17 protein-coding genes are annotated in these 15,647 nt (G+C 40.4%); 12 read left to right on the top strand and 5 right to left on the bottom strand.

Going from position 1 to position 15,647, the window contains the following annotated elements:
* The first annotated feature begins 79 nt into the window (after nt 1-79).
* Nucleotides 80-1,567 (top strand): DHA2 family efflux MFS transporter permease subunit, encoded by a 1,488-nt coding sequence (locus U9R83_RS13525; protein ID WP_181170475.1) that lies wholly within the window; start codon nt 80-82, stop codon nt 1,565-1,567.
* A 35-nt stretch (nt 1,568-1,602) separates the two neighbouring features.
* Here the strand turns inward: U9R83_RS13525 and U9R83_RS13520 are convergent, their stop codons facing one another.
* On the bottom strand, nt 1,603-2,283 hold the full coding sequence (locus tag U9R83_RS13520) for a DUF421 domain-containing protein (protein ID WP_155010092.1): 681 nt from the start codon (nt 2,281-2,283) through the stop codon (nt 1,603-1,605).
* Nucleotides 2,284-2,441: 158 nt separating this feature from the next.
* On the opposite strand from U9R83_RS13520, the gene U9R83_RS13515 reads away from it, so the two are divergent.
* From U9R83_RS13515 to U9R83_RS13500, 4 genes are all read left to right on the top strand, one after another.
* The gene (locus U9R83_RS13515; RefSeq protein ID WP_155010093.1) at nt 2,442-3,086 is read left to right on the top strand and encodes a LytTR family DNA-binding domain-containing protein; all 645 of its coding nucleotides are present in this window, start codon (nt 2,442-2,444) and stop codon (nt 3,084-3,086) included.
* Nucleotides 3,087-3,217: 131 nt separating this feature from the next.
* Nucleotides 3,218-4,732 carry an acetyl-CoA hydrolase/transferase family protein gene (locus U9R83_RS13510; RefSeq protein ID WP_209366676.1) on the top strand — a complete coding sequence of 505 codons (1,515 nt, stop codon included), beginning with the start codon at nt 3,218-3,220 and terminating at the stop codon, nt 4,730-4,732.
* Nucleotides 4,733-4,851: 119 nt separating this feature from the next.
* Nucleotides 4,852-5,814, top strand: a complete 963-nt coding sequence (locus U9R83_RS13505; RefSeq protein WP_182421613.1) for a quinone oxidoreductase family protein — start codon at nt 4,852-4,854, stop codon at nt 5,812-5,814.
* Between the two features lie 104 nt (nt 5,815-5,918).
* Nucleotides 5,919-6,689, top strand: a complete 771-nt coding sequence (locus U9R83_RS13500; protein WP_209366673.1) for an SDR family oxidoreductase — start codon at nt 5,919-5,921, stop codon at nt 6,687-6,689.
* A 22-nt stretch (nt 6,690-6,711) separates the two neighbouring features.
* Here the strand turns inward: U9R83_RS13500 and U9R83_RS13495 are convergent, their stop codons facing one another.
* Nucleotides 6,712-7,494 carry an SDR family oxidoreductase gene (locus U9R83_RS13495; RefSeq protein WP_209366671.1) on the bottom strand — a complete coding sequence of 261 codons (783 nt, stop codon included), beginning with the start codon at nt 7,492-7,494 and terminating at the stop codon, nt 6,712-6,714.
* Between the two features lie 308 nt (nt 7,495-7,802).
* Here U9R83_RS13495 and U9R83_RS13490 point away from each other — a divergent pair, with 308 nt between their 5' ends.
* Both U9R83_RS13490 and U9R83_RS13485 read left to right on the top strand, forming a co-directional pair.
* The gene (locus U9R83_RS13490; RefSeq protein WP_014459743.1) at nt 7,803-8,000 is read left to right on the top strand and encodes a hypothetical protein; all 198 of its coding nucleotides are present in this window, start codon (nt 7,803-7,805) and stop codon (nt 7,998-8,000) included.
* Nucleotides 8,001-8,142: 142 nt separating this feature from the next.
* Complete coding sequence (locus tag U9R83_RS13485) at nt 8,143-8,415, top strand: hypothetical protein (protein ID WP_033579235.1); 273 nt, start codon at nt 8,143-8,145, stop codon at nt 8,413-8,415.
* A gap of 29 nt (nt 8,416-8,444) precedes the next feature.
* On the opposite strand, the gene U9R83_RS13480 is transcribed toward U9R83_RS13485, so the two are convergent.
* Nucleotides 8,445-8,681 carry a hypothetical protein gene (locus U9R83_RS13480; RefSeq protein ID WP_014459745.1) on the bottom strand — a complete coding sequence of 79 codons (237 nt, stop codon included), beginning with the start codon at nt 8,679-8,681 and terminating at the stop codon, nt 8,445-8,447.
* Nucleotides 8,682-8,947: 266 nt separating this feature from the next.
* Between U9R83_RS13480 and U9R83_RS13475 the strand changes: the two genes are divergently transcribed.
* On the top strand, nt 8,948-9,085 hold the full coding sequence (locus tag U9R83_RS13475) for a YjcZ family sporulation protein (protein WP_098113090.1): 138 nt from the start codon (nt 8,948-8,950) through the stop codon (nt 9,083-9,085).
* Nucleotides 9,086-9,280: 195 nt separating this feature from the next.
* Here U9R83_RS13475 and U9R83_RS13470 read toward each other — a convergent pair whose 3' ends face one another.
* A complete protein-coding gene (locus tag U9R83_RS13470; RefSeq protein WP_013057408.1) occupies nt 9,281-9,481 on the bottom strand; it encodes a cold-shock protein in 201 nt (66 codons plus the stop codon).
* Nucleotides 9,482-9,763: 282 nt separating this feature from the next.
* On the opposite strand from U9R83_RS13470, the gene U9R83_RS13465 reads away from it, so the two are divergent.
* Together U9R83_RS13465 and pdxR are read left to right on the top strand one after the other, a co-directional pair.
* The gene (locus tag U9R83_RS13465) at nt 9,764-11,464 is read left to right on the top strand and encodes a pyruvate oxidase (protein WP_140450984.1); all 1,701 of its coding nucleotides are present in this window, start codon (nt 9,764-9,766) and stop codon (nt 11,462-11,464) included.
* A 300-nt stretch (nt 11,465-11,764) separates the two neighbouring features.
* Nucleotides 11,765-13,198 carry a MocR-like pyridoxine biosynthesis transcription factor PdxR gene (gene pdxR, locus U9R83_RS13460; RefSeq protein ID WP_116740407.1) on the top strand — a complete coding sequence of 478 codons (1,434 nt, stop codon included), beginning with the start codon at nt 11,765-11,767 and terminating at the stop codon, nt 13,196-13,198.
* A gap of 204 nt (nt 13,199-13,402) precedes the next feature.
* On the opposite strand, the gene U9R83_RS13455 is transcribed toward pdxR, so the two are convergent.
* Complete coding sequence (locus U9R83_RS13455) at nt 13,403-13,603, bottom strand: cold-shock protein (RefSeq protein ID WP_013057405.1); 201 nt, start codon at nt 13,601-13,603, stop codon at nt 13,403-13,405.
* A gap of 345 nt (nt 13,604-13,948) precedes the next feature.
* On the opposite strand from U9R83_RS13455, the gene U9R83_RS13450 reads away from it, so the two are divergent.
* Nucleotides 13,949-14,827, top strand: a complete 879-nt coding sequence (locus U9R83_RS13450) for an NAD(P)-dependent oxidoreductase (RefSeq protein WP_108674774.1) — start codon at nt 13,949-13,951, stop codon at nt 14,825-14,827.
* Between the two features lie 23 nt (nt 14,828-14,850).
* Nucleotides 14,851-15,645, top strand: coding sequence for a GDSL-type esterase/lipase family protein (locus U9R83_RS13445; protein WP_033579231.1), 795 nt, complete (start codon nt 14,851-14,853; stop codon nt 15,643-15,645).
* The last annotated feature ends 2 nt before the right edge of the window (nt 15,646-15,647 follow it).

The raw sequence follows: 15,647 nt of genomic DNA, 5'->3' as shown, positions 1-15,647 counted from the left end.
ACATAAACTATATTCTTAACCTGTTTGTCATCTGAAGATTTACATACAGATAATTTTAAAAGGGAAAGGTCTTGTTAAAATGAATACACAAACACAACAGTCCGATCAAGCCCGAACTCGGTCTATTTTTGGCGTAATGATAATGGGAGCGCTCGTCGCTTTTTTAAATCAAACGCTAATTAACATTGCGCTTCCGCAAATGATGGATCACTTTCAAGTAACGGCGGCTACGGGTAACTGGTTAACAACCATCTTTATGTTAGTAAACGGAATTGTTATTCCAATTACAGCATTTTTAATGAATCGATTTACGACAAGGCAGCTGTATATTACAGCAATGGGTCTGTTTACAGTAGGAACACTGCTTTGCGGTATCGCACCGACATTTTCTGTTATTTTAGTGGGACGCGTCGTGCAAGCAGCAGGAGCAGGAATTTTATTTCCGTTAATTACAAACGTTATTTTTACGCTATTCCCGCCTGACCGCCGCGGCTTTGCGATGGGGATTTTTGGGGTAGCAATGAACTTTGCACCGGCAGTAGGGCCGACGCTTTCTGGTTTAATCGTTGAGCACTACTCATGGCGCGTTTTATTCTTTATGATGTTTCCAATTGCACTTATTAACGTAATTGCGGCGATTATTTTAGTGAAAAACGTGACAGAAACAAGCCGACCTAAGCTAGACGTGCTTGGCGTTATTTTGTCAACAATTGGATTTGGCGGCTTGCTTTATGCGTTCGCTACGGGCGGTACAAAGGGCTGGACCAGCACTGAAGTATTAGCCATGTTCATTGTAGGCGGTATTTCAATTCTGTTCTTTATTTTCCGTCAGTTAAAAATCGATCAGCCGCTTCTTGAATTCCGTATTTTCCGTTACCGTATGTTCACGCTGACAACAATCATTAACGTGATTGTGACAATGGCAATGTTTTCAGGTATGATTTTAATGCCGATTTATATGCAAAACGTACGCGGCTTTTCACCGTTTCTTTCAGGATTGCTGCTACTTCCTGGGGGAATTGTAATGGGGATTATGTCTCCGATTACAGGAAGGCTGTTTGATAAGTTCGGCGCAAGATGGCTTGCTGTTATTGGCTTAGCGATTACCGTTGTGACAACATATGAATTAACAAAACTTGAAACGACCACAACATTTATGTATGTGATGATTGTCTATACTGTTCGTATGTTTGGGATGTCACTGCTCATGATGCCGATCTTTACAGCAGGATTAAATGAGCTTGCGCTTAGTCTAAATAAATACGGCACGGCAATGGTTAATACGCTTCGAATGGTTGCTGGAGCTGTAGGAATGGCGTTCTTTGTATCCATTATGATGAATCAAGGTGAAAAACACGTGAAAAACATCGTAACGAATCAGCAAATTTTGCCGACAGATAAAGGCAGTATGGCTGAAGCTGTGAATCAAGGTACAGCAATGGGTATTAACGATGCGTTTATGATCGCAACGATTTTAAGTGTAATCGCGTTTGTTTTAGCCTTCTTTATTCGCAAAACATCACCAAAAGAAGATACCATTACAAATCGTGTGAAAAAAGCAAGCTAATAAAAAATCCGTGCCTTATATGGTACGGATTTTTTTTATGAGTTAAATTTGTCTTTTTTATAGTCAATATAAAGCGATCCGTCCGACTGAACCTCAGCGTAAAAGACGTCATCAATTGAGTTGACTCCCGCTTTTTCTAGCTGCTTATGCAGCCAGTTATGGTCTACGTGCAGGTCCTTCAAAGCATCTTCATTCGCTTTCCCATCGTAAATAACGCCGGTTGAAGTGGGAAATAAAAGCGTTTTTGACCATGCGTTTGGCTTTTTATCTTGTTTTTGCATAACGGAAAGGTTTCCGTTGATTTCTAATATGGCGTATTCTACATCTTTTATGGAAAATACGTTTTGCTGCCTCAGCATGCCCAAAAGAGATTCAATATCTAGCCGGACTTGTTTTAATGCCTTTTCCATCACTTTCCCTTGCTTAATCACAATTTTAGGCTCACCGGTAATAAGATGCCGCGCTTTTTTCGATTTCATTCCAATATAGCCCATAGCGATTGTTAAAAATGTCCATCCTAGCAGTGAATAAACTCCTTTATCAATTTCCACTCGCTTATCAGTGGAGAGGGAAGAAGCAATATTCCCAATCGTAATCGCCGTAATAAATGTAAATACATTTAACTGGCTGATTTCTGTTTTTCCCATGAGCCGCGTTAAAAGAAGCAGCACAAAAAATGAACAGGCGATTCGAAACGTCGATTCAGCATAGCCCATACATTTCACCCTTCCTTCATTTCATTGTTTTATGTTGTGAAAAAATAGAAATTTTATGCAGTTAAAAGGATAAATTCCATGCTTCTTTCCCAATCGCTTTTGCTTTTGCGCTACAATAAAGAAGCAACGTGTTTAACTAGACAAAAGAAGGTGAAAAGATGAAACCATTTAAAGCCTCAGCCCTACTAGATGTTATTAGTGAACTGTTTTCCGATGAAGCGTCGATTGCTGTTTCAGATCTAGAAACATACGTGTATTACAGGGCAAGTAAACGAATTAATTTAAAAATTAGCCCTGGAGATCACATTAAAAAAGGAACGATTACATATAAAGCATTAGAACGAAAGCAAAAAGTATCGGAATTTATTCACCGAGACGTGTTCGGCACACCTTACTACGGCATGGCCGTACCTTTCTTAGATGAAGGAGATGTTCAAGGATGCGTAACGGCGATTTTTCCCGCGTTAACGAGCGGAAAGTCAGTTGTGACGTTAAAGGTGAACGAGGGATGGATACCGGTTCCTTTCTCAAAAATCATCTACGTAGAAGCGCGTGACCGAAAAACATATGTGTACGCACAGAAGTATACGGGTACGCATAAATACACGTTAAATGAATTTGATTATGTGCTTCCAAAAGAAGAGTTTGTGCGCTGTCATCGTTCCTTTATCGTCAACGTGACGCAAATCCAAGAAATTTATCCTGATACACATTCAACTTTTTTATTAGTGATGAACAATGGAGAAAAAATTCCGGTCAGTCAGTCGTACGCCAGTTATTTTCGAAAGCTGCTTGGGTTTTAACCTTCATTTAGCTTCATTATCATCAAATATGCTGTTTTGTCGCTATTTTTGTCCATTTCATTCCAAAAACTCTTGTGGACGCTTTCTTTACAGTAAAATGGTAAAAAGAGCAAAAACAAGGAGTGAAGAGAATGGAAAACGTACGTAATCGAATTAAGCATGAAGCATTACAGAATCGCGTTGTCTCTGCTGAAGAAGCAGCGTCTTGGATTCAAGATGGAATGACGCTTGGTCTAAGCGGTTTTACACGCGCGGGCGATGTCAAAGCTGTACCGTTTGCGCTAGCGAAACGAGCGGAAACTGAGCCGATAAAAGTCAGCGTGTATACCGGCGCCTCGCTTGGGTCAGATGTAGATAAGCTATTTGCAGAAAAAGGCATGTTAAACAAACGCCTGCCGTTTCAAGCGGACCCGACGATGCGTAAAAAAATTAATGAAGGTGAATTTCAGTTTATTGACCAGCATTTATCGCATACTTCTGAATGGGTGCGTTCAGGCGTGTTAGATTCAATAGATTTCGCTATTTTGGAAGCGGTTTCTATCACGGATGACGGAATGATGATTCCAACAACGTCAATTGGCAATTCGATGGTGTTTGCCCAGCATGCAAAATCGATTATTATTGAAATCAACACAGCGCAGCCAGAGCTGTTAGAAGGTATTCACGACCTGTATGATCCGGGCGCTCAAGGACAGCGAGATGCAATTCCTTTGAAAAAATCCGATGATCGTATTGGTTCGTTGGGCATACCAATTGATTTAGATAAAGTAAAGGGTATTGTGTTTACAAATCAGCTAGATTCACCGTCTACGATTGTAGCACCTGACGAAGAAACGGTTGTAATGGCTCAAAATTTGATTTCATTTTTACGCCAAGAAATTACAGAAGGGCGATTAACTGAATCGCTTGCTCCTTTACAATCTGGAATTGGATCTGTGGCAAATGCCGTTTTCCACGGTTTGTTAGATTCGGAGTTTCATGATTTACAAGTATATTCCGAAGTATTGCAGGACGCCGTGTTTGATTTATTTGACGCAGGAAAAGTTACGTTTGCTTCCTGCTGCTCGATTACGCTTTCAGCGGATAAAATGGAACAAGTTTTCTCTAATTTTGAAACCTATCGAGATAAACTCATTCTTCGTCCGCAGGAAATTTCAAACCACCCAGAGATTATTCGTCGCTTAGGACTAATTTCCATTAACACTGCGCTAGAGCTAGACATTTACGGAAACGTTAATTCAACGCATGTGATGGGAACAAAAATGATGAATGGCATCGGAGGTTCAGGGGATTTCGCCCGAAATGCGCGTCTCGGCATTTTTGTAACAAAATCTATTGCCAAAAACGGTGATATTTCAAGCATAGTGCCGTTTGTTCCACACGTTGATCATACGGAACACGATGTGGATGTCATTGTAACAGAGCAAGGATATGCAGACTTACGCGGACTTGCTCCAAGAGAACGGGCCAAACGCATTATTGAAAATTGTGCACATCCAATGTACCGCGACCAGCTTATGGCGTATTACGAAGAAGCGCTCACGCGAGGCGGCCAAACACCGCACGTTCTTGAAAAAGCCTTTTCTTTTCATACGTCTTATCAAAAAAATGGAACGATGAGAGAAACCGTAGCACAAACAAATTAAAAAAACGCTTTGTCTCATGAGGAGACAAAGCGTTTTTTCCCTGAGTCAGAAACTTGTGTTTGGTATCTCTTTGAATTACGATGAAAGGGAATACATAAAGAAAACGAGGTAACTTATCTATGAAAGCATTAGTATTTGAAAGATTTGGAGGACCTGACGTTCTTCACTATCAAGATATACCGAATCCCTCTATTGGTCCAACAGACGTACTAGTAAGAACAAAAGCAATTGGACTTAATTTTGCGGATGTGTACCGAAGAAAAGGGAACTACCACTTAACGGGTACACCTCCGTATATTTTAGGATATGAAGGAGCAGGTGTGGTAGAAGAAGTAGGAGCAGAAGTAAGTCATGTTAACGTAGGAGACCGCATTGCGTTTGCTGACGTTCCTTTTGCAAATGCAGAGCTTGTTGCTGTGCCACAAGATAAAATAATTGCTGTACCTGACGATATTTCGTTTGACACAGCTGCTTCTGTGCTTTTGCAAGGGTTAACGGCTCACTATTTAACACAAGACAGCTACAGCATTCAGCCGGGTGATTATGTACTTGTGCACGCAGCTGCCGGAGGTGTAGGGCAGCTTTTAGTTCAAATTGCCAAGCTATTAGGCGGACAGGTTATTGGCTTAACGTCATCTTCTGAAAAAGCAAAAGCAGCGGCTCAAGCAGGGGCTGACTACGTCTTTTTATACGAAGATAACTGGGTGGAACAAGTGAAAGAAGTAACGAAGCGAGGCGCAGATGTTGCCTACGAATCTGTAGGAGTTACGCTAGAAAAAAGCTTTGAAGCCGTAAAAACAGGCGGAACCGTGGTATTTTACGGAATGGCAGGAGGCGATCCGGCCCCGGTCGACCCACGTATGCTGATGGATACCTCTAAAACGCTTACAGGCGGAGATCTGTGGAACGTGCTTGTATCTTATGAAGAACGCAAAGTACGCTCACAGCAGCTGTTTGAGTGGATCAGTAAAGGTCAGCTTGTGCTAACCGATCCTGTGGTATTTGACTTAAAAGACGGAGCGAAAGCACATGAGCTTCTTGAAAGCCGAAAAAGTACAGGTAAAATTTTGTTAAGACCGTAAAAGAAAAGCCCTTTCGTCAAGGGCTTTTTTCCGTTAGTAAAGGAGAAATCAAGAAGCTGTCTAATATATATAGTAGAGAAGTAGAGTAAAAGAGGTGAAGGTCGATGAAACATGCATTAATTACAGCAGGTCATAAAGGTATCGGCAAAAAAGTAACAGAACAGTTTCTAAAAAAGCAGTATTCCGTTACCGTCCATTTTCGCAGTGATAAAAATAAAGTGCGAGAACTGCAAGAAGAATGGCATCAATATAGTGATAACGTACAGTTTATAGAAGGAGACATAACAAATAAAGAAGATATTGAACATGTCGTTGCGCAGGCTATGGAGCGGTTTGGACGTATTGATGTTTTAATTAATAATGCAGGTCCGTATGTATTTGAAAGAAAGAAATTAATAGAGTACACAGACAGTGAATGGTATGAAATGGTGGAAGGGAATTTAAGCTCTGTTTTTCACTTTGTCAAAGCTGTTGTTCCTATTATGAAAAACCAGCAGTTTGGACGGATTATTACATACGGCTTTCAAGATGTAGAGCATACCCCTGGATGGATGTACCGCGCGGCTTTTAGTGCCGCTAAGTCAGGGCTAGCTTCTCTGACCAAATCGCTTGCTCTAGAAGTAGCGGAATACGGGATTACGGCCAATATGGTCTGCCCCGGAGATATTGTAGGAGACATGAAAGAAAGTGATATTATAAAAGCAAGATTACTAGAAGACAAAGCAACGCCTGTCGGTCGATCAGGGACAGGAGAAGACATTGCGCGTATTATTGAGTTTCTTTGTGATGAAAACTCAGATATGATTACAGGCAGTATTATATCCGCTTCGGGTGGAGTAGATGTTGTTCATAAAAGTAAAAAAACAAGCCCCTGACGTTGATGCAGGGGCTTGTACGTTACAGCAGCGATTCTCCGCCGTCAATAAACATTTCACTTCCGGTAATATGTTTGGACGCGTCAGAAGCTAAAAAGGAAATTAAATCTGCTACTTCTTCGGGCTTAGCCGAGCGTTTAGCAAGCGGTTGATTGCCATTTGGATATTCAATTGGAATCGCGACTTCTTTTAATTTGTCTTCTTGACGGAATGTATTGCTTTCAATATTTGTATCAACTGCTCCTGGACAAATGACGTTTACCCGTATTCCGCATGTAGAAAGTTCAAGAGCTGCCATTTTGCCGAAGGCCATTTGGCCAGCCTTTGAGGAACTGTATGCGCTCATGCCGATGTTTGAAAATGTACGGTTGCCGTTAATGGAGCTAGTAATAATAACGCTTCCTCCCTGAGCTTTCAAATAAGGAATAGAATGCTTCACGGTTAAAAAAGTACTCGTTAAATTTGTATCAATTGTTTTTGTCCAATCTTCTGGTGATAGTTCTTCAATAGAAGAAAACGTACCGTTGATGCCTGCGTTAATAGAAACAATATGTAATTGACTCCATAAGCTGCTAATCGTTTCGATACTTTCTTTTATACTTTCAGAGTCAGATACGTCTGTTTTAATGGCTATACACTCTCCGCCACTCGCCATGATGGTCTCTTTTACTTCGTGTAGTTTTTCTTCCTCTAAGTCTAAAAGAGCAACGCGCGCTCCTTGTTCAGCTAAGGTAATGGCTGAAGCCCGTCCAATTCCAGATGCCGCTCCCGTCACAAGCGCAACTTTTCCAGTTAATGCAATCATTTGTAACCCCTCCATATAAAAATGTTGTTTCCTTTCTTTAACCTATAAGAAGGAAATAAAAACCTCTTTTAAACTATTTGTGTTTAAATTTGCTAAAAGATGCCAAAAGGAAAAGAGAAAACAGCGGCGAATTATTAATATGACGCCAGAACACGAAAAAGGCTAATCTCAAATAGGCTTACTTGAGTAGCTAAAGATATACTCTGTCTTTTCAGAAGAATGTTTATATAAAATTTTACATCAGAGGGACTTGCAAATCGTTCCTTGAAAGCTTACACTAGTAAAGCACAGAAAAAGGACGGTGTTTTATGAAGAAGAAAGATAATGTGATTCCATTCCCGCAAAGAAGGGAAGCAGCTGCTTATGTTCCCGCTTCTATTAGCTTAGATAAGGATATTGTGGAGTTTTTAGAAATTATGAATTTTGAAGATCGAAATGATTTTTTAAATGAAATGATTGATTCATTTTTTAAATATGTAAAAGGTGAAGAAGACGAAGTAAGATAAAAAGTAACGTAAAGACATCCAAAGAGATGTTTTTTATTTTGTGACCAATTGCTTAAAATGCATGCTTAAGCCTCGTATAGCTATTTATGGTATAGTATACATTAGATACTATCTAGCAGGTGCAAATGCGAGGAGTGATAAGATGAGTGGATTTAAAAAAGACATTCGTGCCGGATCTGAAGAACCACACTCACTAGAACAATTAAAGCATGAAATGGAGCAAAGCCTGTGGAATTTAAGAAAAGATTTGCGAAATGAAAATCGTTCGGAAACGGAAATGGAAATGATTAAAATTTCGCTGCTGTCACTATTTGAGGAGCAGGCCAATAATTTGAGCAAAACGGAGCTCTCTGATTACCTTGCGGACTATCACAAAAGAGTCGAGCAATTATTCGACAGGTATAGCTATAAATAAGACAAGCATCCTTGCGGGGATGCTTGTTTTTATTTGAGCAAAATTCGCTTGTATTCGCTGCGCTTCAGAGGTTTGGATACATATCCGTCAGCTTCTAGCTGATAAATAATGGTGGCAGCTGCATACACGCTAAAGGCATGATCAAGACCAAAGTAGTCTTGCAAGGCGGCGACGCTCACTTCCTCTTGAAAGATTTTACTGCGATTCGATAAGACAATAGGGTAGACGTTTTTAACGATTTGCTTTGAAATTTCGAGTGTTAACATATTGAATCCCTCCTGTGTGAGTGTACATAACTAAAGGTATTCAGCGGGGTGTACATTCATGAAAAAGGGAGCGATTACATTTTTAAAAGGTACAGAAAAGAGGAGTAAATGCCCATAAAATCAGATATTTTATCACTTTGTGGAACTTGTTTGAGAAGCTCAGTATTTTAGTGTATGACAAACATTTTCAAAAGTTCTATGGAATTATTAGGAGCAATTTAACTAAATCCACATATCTTAAAGTATAGCAAATGGAGGTGAAACACATGGGATACTACGGAGGTTACGGATACGGTTGTGGTTATAGCGGTGGTGGCTGCGGCGGCGGTTTCGCTTTAATCATTGTACTTTTCATCTTATTAATCATCATCGGCGCTTCTTGCTTCGGCGGCGGCTGGTGCTAATTATTAAAAAATGAGGACGACGCAACATCCACACTTTATTTCTTCAACTATTTCTTCCACAAAAGGTCTCTTCGGAATGAAGAGACTCTTTTAGTTTACTATTTATAATAACGTGTACAAACTACATGTTAAAAAAATTTATGCGTAGCTCTACATAAAAAAAGACTCTGACTGAAATCAGAGTCTTTTTACTACTTATGCTTTTTGAACGTTAGCAGCTTGAGGTCCGCGTTGACCTTCTTCAACGTCGAATGTTACAGCTTGACCTTCGTCTAAAGATTTGAATCCTTCGCTTTGGATTGCTGAGAAATGTACGAATACATCGTCGCCGTTTTCGCGCTCGATAAATCCGAAACCTTTTTCTGCGTTAAACCATTTTACTGTACCTTTTTCCATGAATGTTGCCTCCTCGTGTGCTATGCACACATTGTATTACTATCCTTGCTCATGATCAAAATCTTTAAGACGAAAGTATTCACCTATCGATTGTTGCCGAACAAAAATAATTCTTCTTATAGAATAGCAAAAGATAATGATAATTGCAAGGAATGAAGAAAATTTAACGAAGATGTTGCCTTCATTTAACGAAAGAAAACGAAAATTATACGACTGAAAATAAGTAAGAAAGAGCGTATCAGGTCACACTATCTCTATATATAAGGAGAAAGGGGTAGTCATATGTTTAAACAAAAAGCTGGGGAAAAACTGATTGAACTGCTAATTGAATGGGGCGTTGATCATATTTACGGCATGCCGGGAGACTCCATTAATTCAATTATTGAACCGCTTCGCAAAGCCCAAGATAAAATTAAGTTTATTCAAGTGAGGCATGAAGAAGCGGGAGCTCTCGCAGCGGCTGCATATGCGAAGCTAACGGGTAAAATCGGTGTATGCACGGCTATTGCCGGACCGGGAGCAATTCATTTACTAAATGGTTTATATGATGCCAAATTAGACAAAGCACCCGTTTTAGCACTTACAGGGCAAGTAGAATCTGACCTCATCGGCAGCGATGCGTTTCAAGAAATTAATTTAGAGAGAATGTTCGATGACGTGGCTGTATATAACCAGCGAGTCATGTCCGCTGAGCAGCTTCCGACTGTTGTTAATCAAGCGATTCGAACAGCTTATGCTAAAAAAGGTGTGGCTGTGTTAACCATTCCCGATGATATTCCTCGTTTTGAAGTTGGATCAGAAGCACGAGAAACATCAAGCATCATTGTCAAGCAAGACATTTTCCCCCATAGAGAAGATCTTGAAAAAGCAAAAGATTTGATTGGTAAAGCGGAAAGTCCGGTTATCCTAGCCGGTCGAGGCACACATGAAATGAGAGAAGAGCTGCTTGCATTTGCAGAAAAAATCGCAGCACCTATTGTCCTTACGCTTCCTGGAAAAGGCGCAATACCGGATGAGCATCCATATTGTCTTGGAGGACTTGGATTAATCGGGACAAAGCCAGCGTATGAAGCGATGCAAGAAGCGGATACGCTTATCATGATTGGGACGTCCTATCCGTTTACAGGCTTTTTGCCAGACCATGCAAAAACGATTCATATTGATATTGATCCTGCACAAATTGGCAAAAGATATCCTGTAGATGCAGGGCTTGCAGGAGAAGCGAAAGCAACGGTTCAGTGGTTTTTAGAAAACGTGGGCCGCTCAGAGCATCGCCAGTTTTTAGAGCAAAGTCAAGAACGTATGAAAAAGTGGTGGAATCAGCTTGATACCCAAGAAGCCAAAGAAAGTGTACCTATCAAGCCTCAGCGAGTGATTCGAGCGCTTCAGCACGTAGCGGATGATAACGCGGTCTTGTCTGTAGATGTAGGAAACGTCACAGTATGGATGGCGCGTCATTTTCGTATGACAAATCAGCAGTTTGTAATTTCAAGCTGGCTAGCAACTCTCGGCTGCGGGCTACCGGGCGCAATTGCTGGAAAAATTGCTTATCCCGAGAAGCAGGTGTTTGCGATATGTGGAGACGGCGGCTTTGCGATGACAATGGCAGATTTTATTACAGCCGTTAAATACAATCTTCCGCTAGTCGTAGTGCTATTTAATAATCATAAAATCGGCATGATTAAATTTGAACAAGAAGTAATGGGAAATGCTGAATTTGGGACGGATTTAACAAACCCGAATTTTGCTAGGTATGCAGATATCTGCGGAGGTGTTGGCTACCGAGTAGAAAAGGAAGACGAGCTGCTTCCGGCTTTTGAAAGTGCAGTTAGACAGAATAAACCGTGCATTATCGATGTAATCGTCGATGCAAATGAAGCGCCTATGCCAGCAAAGATTACGCTAGGGCAAGCAACAGGGTATGCCAAGCACATGGTGAAAGAATTGTTTCAAGAAGGCAAGCTAGATTTACCTCCTCTATAAAAAAGAGGCTGTGACAAAAGTATTTTAGTAAAGATCCGAACGATGAACCGAGATTCTTAATGGAGAATCAACTTCGTTCGGATTTTTTATTGTGATGGTGAATATAATTTAATTAACAATAAAATTATTATGTAAACTTAAGTGCTAGCAAATGAAAAGTAGTGATATCATATTTTTTGTAAAGTGGATGAGTAAAAAAATACCGAATTGGATGGTCTTTTTTCATAAAACTGCTTTAAGATAAGAAAGATAAGAGATAAACTACTAATAAGAAAGTTTAAATGTAAGGACTGACGCCGCATGAACTGGAAACCAGATCGCGCTAGCAAAAAAGCGATTTATAAACAAATTGCAGAATATATTGAAAGCTGTATTTCATCGGGAGCGTTTCCGCCGGATTCTATGTTGCCATCAGAACGAACGCTTGCCGCTGAGCTAAACGTGAACAGGAGTACGGTAGTAGCTGCTTATGAAGAGCTGCAGGCACTTGGAATCGTAGAACGTAAAAAAGGAAGCGGCACGCGAGTTAGTTCGAGCATCTGGGGGATTTCCCGAAAACGTATTCCAAACTGGGGGAGATATGTAGAAGACGGTTCATTTCTGCCTAATTTGCCGCTCGTACAGCGAATCAGAAGCGAGGCTTTGCGAACAGATTTTGTGAACTTAGCCAGCGGAGAGTTAGCTCCTAGCTTATTTCCAAGCGAAGATTTTCAGCAAATATTAGCGGGCATGCCTTTTAATGAACATTTAGGCTATGATCATCCCCACGGCAATGAACGTTTGCGCGACGCTATTGCTGCTCATGTTCATGAGTACCGGAAAATCTCCACGGATTCTAATTCTATTCTAATTACATCAGGTGCACAGCAAGCACTTCATTTAATTGTGCAGTGCTTGTTAAAACCAGGGGATGCAGTAGCGATTGAAGATCCGTCCTATAGCTATTCACTGCCACTTTTTCAATCAGCAGGTCTACGAACGTTTTTACTGCCTGTAGATAAAAATGGAGCCAACCCGGACGACTTAGTAGAATTACATAAAAAGCATCGCATTCGAATGGTTTTTTTAAATCCGTACTATCAAAATCCGACCGGTATTGTGTTATCAGAAGCGCGCCGAAAGCGGTTTTTAGAGCTTTCTTCAGAATACGGCATTCCGCTTATTGAAGATGATCCTTATTCACTCACGGCATTTGATGGCAATGTACATCAAACGCTGAAATCGATGGACGAGAACGGAAATGTCCTCTATATCAGCTCGCTTTCTAAAATTGTTGCATCAGGCCTTCGAATTGGCTGGATAGTGGGTCCGGAGCAAGTGATTCAGCGCCTGGCAGATGCTAAGCAGCAAATTGACTTTGGTCACAGCATCTTTCCGCAGTGGATCGCTTATCAATTCTTAGATTCTCCTACGTTTTCTTCTCATATTGAAAAGCTTAGACAAGAGCTCAAAAAGCAAGAGTATGCCCTGTCGTCGAGTCTGAACGAATTGCTTGGATCAAAAGTATCTTTCGATTCGCCTCAAGGCGGTATTCACTTATGGTGCAAAGTAAATCAGCCGGTCGATGACTATCGTCTATTGGAAGAATCGCTTAAAAAAGGAGTAGCCTTTGTCCCAGGAAGCGTGCTGAGTTCTCAAAGCGGAGCTATTCGCTTTACGTTCGGCAGAGGGGAAGAAGAGGTTATTCGAGAAGGAATTAAACGATTTGCGAGCGCCCTAGAGTGTTTGGAATAGCTATAAACCTAGCTAAACGTGCCGGATGAAAGTTTTATTTTATTATTTCGTATAGATTGTTATGATCTTGTGCTATACTAAGAGTACCATTAACTTTACTTCTGTATTTGTACCGACTGGCCCTGTTGAAAAACAGGGCTTTTTTATGTTTGTACACAAAAAAACAGATCCTTTAAAGGATCTGTTTCTGATATGTTGTGTTTCTTATGCTTTTTGAACGTTAGCAGCTTGAGGTCCGCGTTGACCTTGTTCTACGTCAAATGTTACAGCTTGACCTTCGTCTAAAGATTTGAAGCCTTCGCTTTGGATTGCTGAGAAGTGTACGAATACATCGTCTCCACCTTCGCGCTCGATGAATCCAAAACCTTTTTCTGCGTTAAACCATTTTACTTTACCTTGTTCCATAATTGTTGCCTCCTCGTGCGGACTCGCACATTGTGGTACTATTCTTGCTCAAATCTAAAGACGAAAAGTGACAATACTCATACATCCCCACCGAACAAAAATAATTCTCTTACATCTTAGCAGAAATTTCCTATGTTTGCAAGCGCTTTATTTAAAAACCATTCGTATTTTTTAGACAAGTTTTTTATAAATTATGTCTAAAAAATGTCACATTTTGAACATTATAGAAAGGCTATTCTTTGTATTCGCTTTTACTGTAGTTATATAATAATGAAAATATGTTTTTTCTAAAGGTAGAAAACAAGTATAAATGTACATACTGAGCGCTGAAATGGAGTGGTAAAGATGAAGGTAGGTTTAATTGGTTTAGGGAACATGGGATTACCGATGGCGGAAAATATGATAAAAGCGGGTCATGAACTTGTGATTTATAACCGCACAGCTTCAAAAGCAGAAAGTCTTGTGAAAAAAGGAGCAAAGGTAGTGGAGACACCCGCTCAAGCAGCGCAAGAAGCGAATCTTGTCTTTACGATTCTTTCCAATGACGAGGCTTTAGAAGAAGTAACGATGTCACAAGACGGTATACTTGCAGGCCTCCAAGAAGGCGGTATTCACGTTTCTGTGAGTACCATTAGCGTAGATTTGTCCGAAAAATTAACAAGCGCACATGCTGCATCAGGACAGCATTTTGTTGCAGCGACTGTTTTAGGTCGCCCTGACGCAGCAGCAGCTGCGGCTCTCAAAGTAATAGTGGCAGGTAATAAAGAAGCAAGAGAGCACGTTTGGCCGCTGTTTGAAGCGATTGGTCAAACTATTTTTACTGTAGGAGACGAGCCTTACTTATCAAATGTAGCTAAGCTTGGCAATAATTTTTTATTAGTATCGATGTTAGAAGCCATTTCTGAAGCAGTAGTCATGGTAGAGCAGTATGGCATGGAAGCGGAGCAGTTTCTTGAAGTGGTTAACAGCTTATTTGCATCTCCTGTGTATAAAAATTACGGCAATTTAATTGCTAAAAGAGACTTTGATCCAGCCGGATTCAAGCTGGAGCTTGGACTAAAAGATGTAAACTTGGCTATTGATGCAGCCAAAAAAGTGTCCGCTCCGCTTCCGTTAGGAGAGCTTGTGAAAGGTCATTATGAACAAGGAATTGAAAATGGCTGGGGTCATTTAGACTGGTCCGCGTTACTAAAAACAGTTGAAGCTCTAAAAAAAGATAACTAAAAAGACGAAAAGGAGTGCAGCCAGTGAAAGCGAAAGGAAAGTGGGTATGGATTGTATCTTTTATTTCGATTATTTCGTGTCTGCTGTTTGCAGCAGGGCTTGGAATGTCTATTTATGATTACGTTAGCGCCTCAAAAGCTACTGTAAAAGAAATGCCAAAGCCGAAGCAAGAAACAAGCAGCAGTAACAAAAGTACCAAAAATTATACGATTGTTGCTTTAGGAGATTCACTGACAAGAGGAACAGGAGACGCAGCGGGGAAAGGATATGTTGGGTATTTAAAAGATAATCTTGAAGAAAAAACGAAGAAAAAAATCCTCTTAAGTAACTTTGGAATAAAAGGTCAAACGTCTTCGCAGCTGGCAAGTCAAGTAAAGCAGCAGCAAATTCAGCGGCAGATTAAGTCTGCAGATACCGTGTTGATTACGATTGGAGGAAATGACTTATTTCAAGGCGGACAAACGCTGCAGAACTTAAATAAAAACAATATTCAAAAGCTAGAAAATGACTATTTAAAAAACGTAGACAGCATCTTAAAAAGCATCCGTTCGGCAAATAAAGACGCGACGATTTTTTTAATTGGTTTATATAATCCGTTTAGTAACCTGCAAGATGCAAAAACGACAACGGCTATTGTACGAGAATGGAATTATAAAAGCAGTGAATTAAGCGCTAATTATAAGCAAACTGTTTTTGTTCCGACCTTTGATTTGTTTCAGCTAAAGGTAGATGACTACTTATATACTGATAAGTTTCATCCGAATGCAAAAGGCTATAAGCTAATCGCCGAGCGTGTAGCATCGCTTATTACGTGGTAAGG

Source organism: Priestia sp. LL-8, assembly GCF_036227845.1.
GTDB lineage: Bacteria > Bacillota > Bacilli > Bacillales > Bacillaceae_H > Priestia > Priestia zanthoxyli.
The sequence above is the reverse complement of the archived record's forward strand: the minus strand, read 5'-3'. Positions and strand labels throughout refer to the sequence as shown.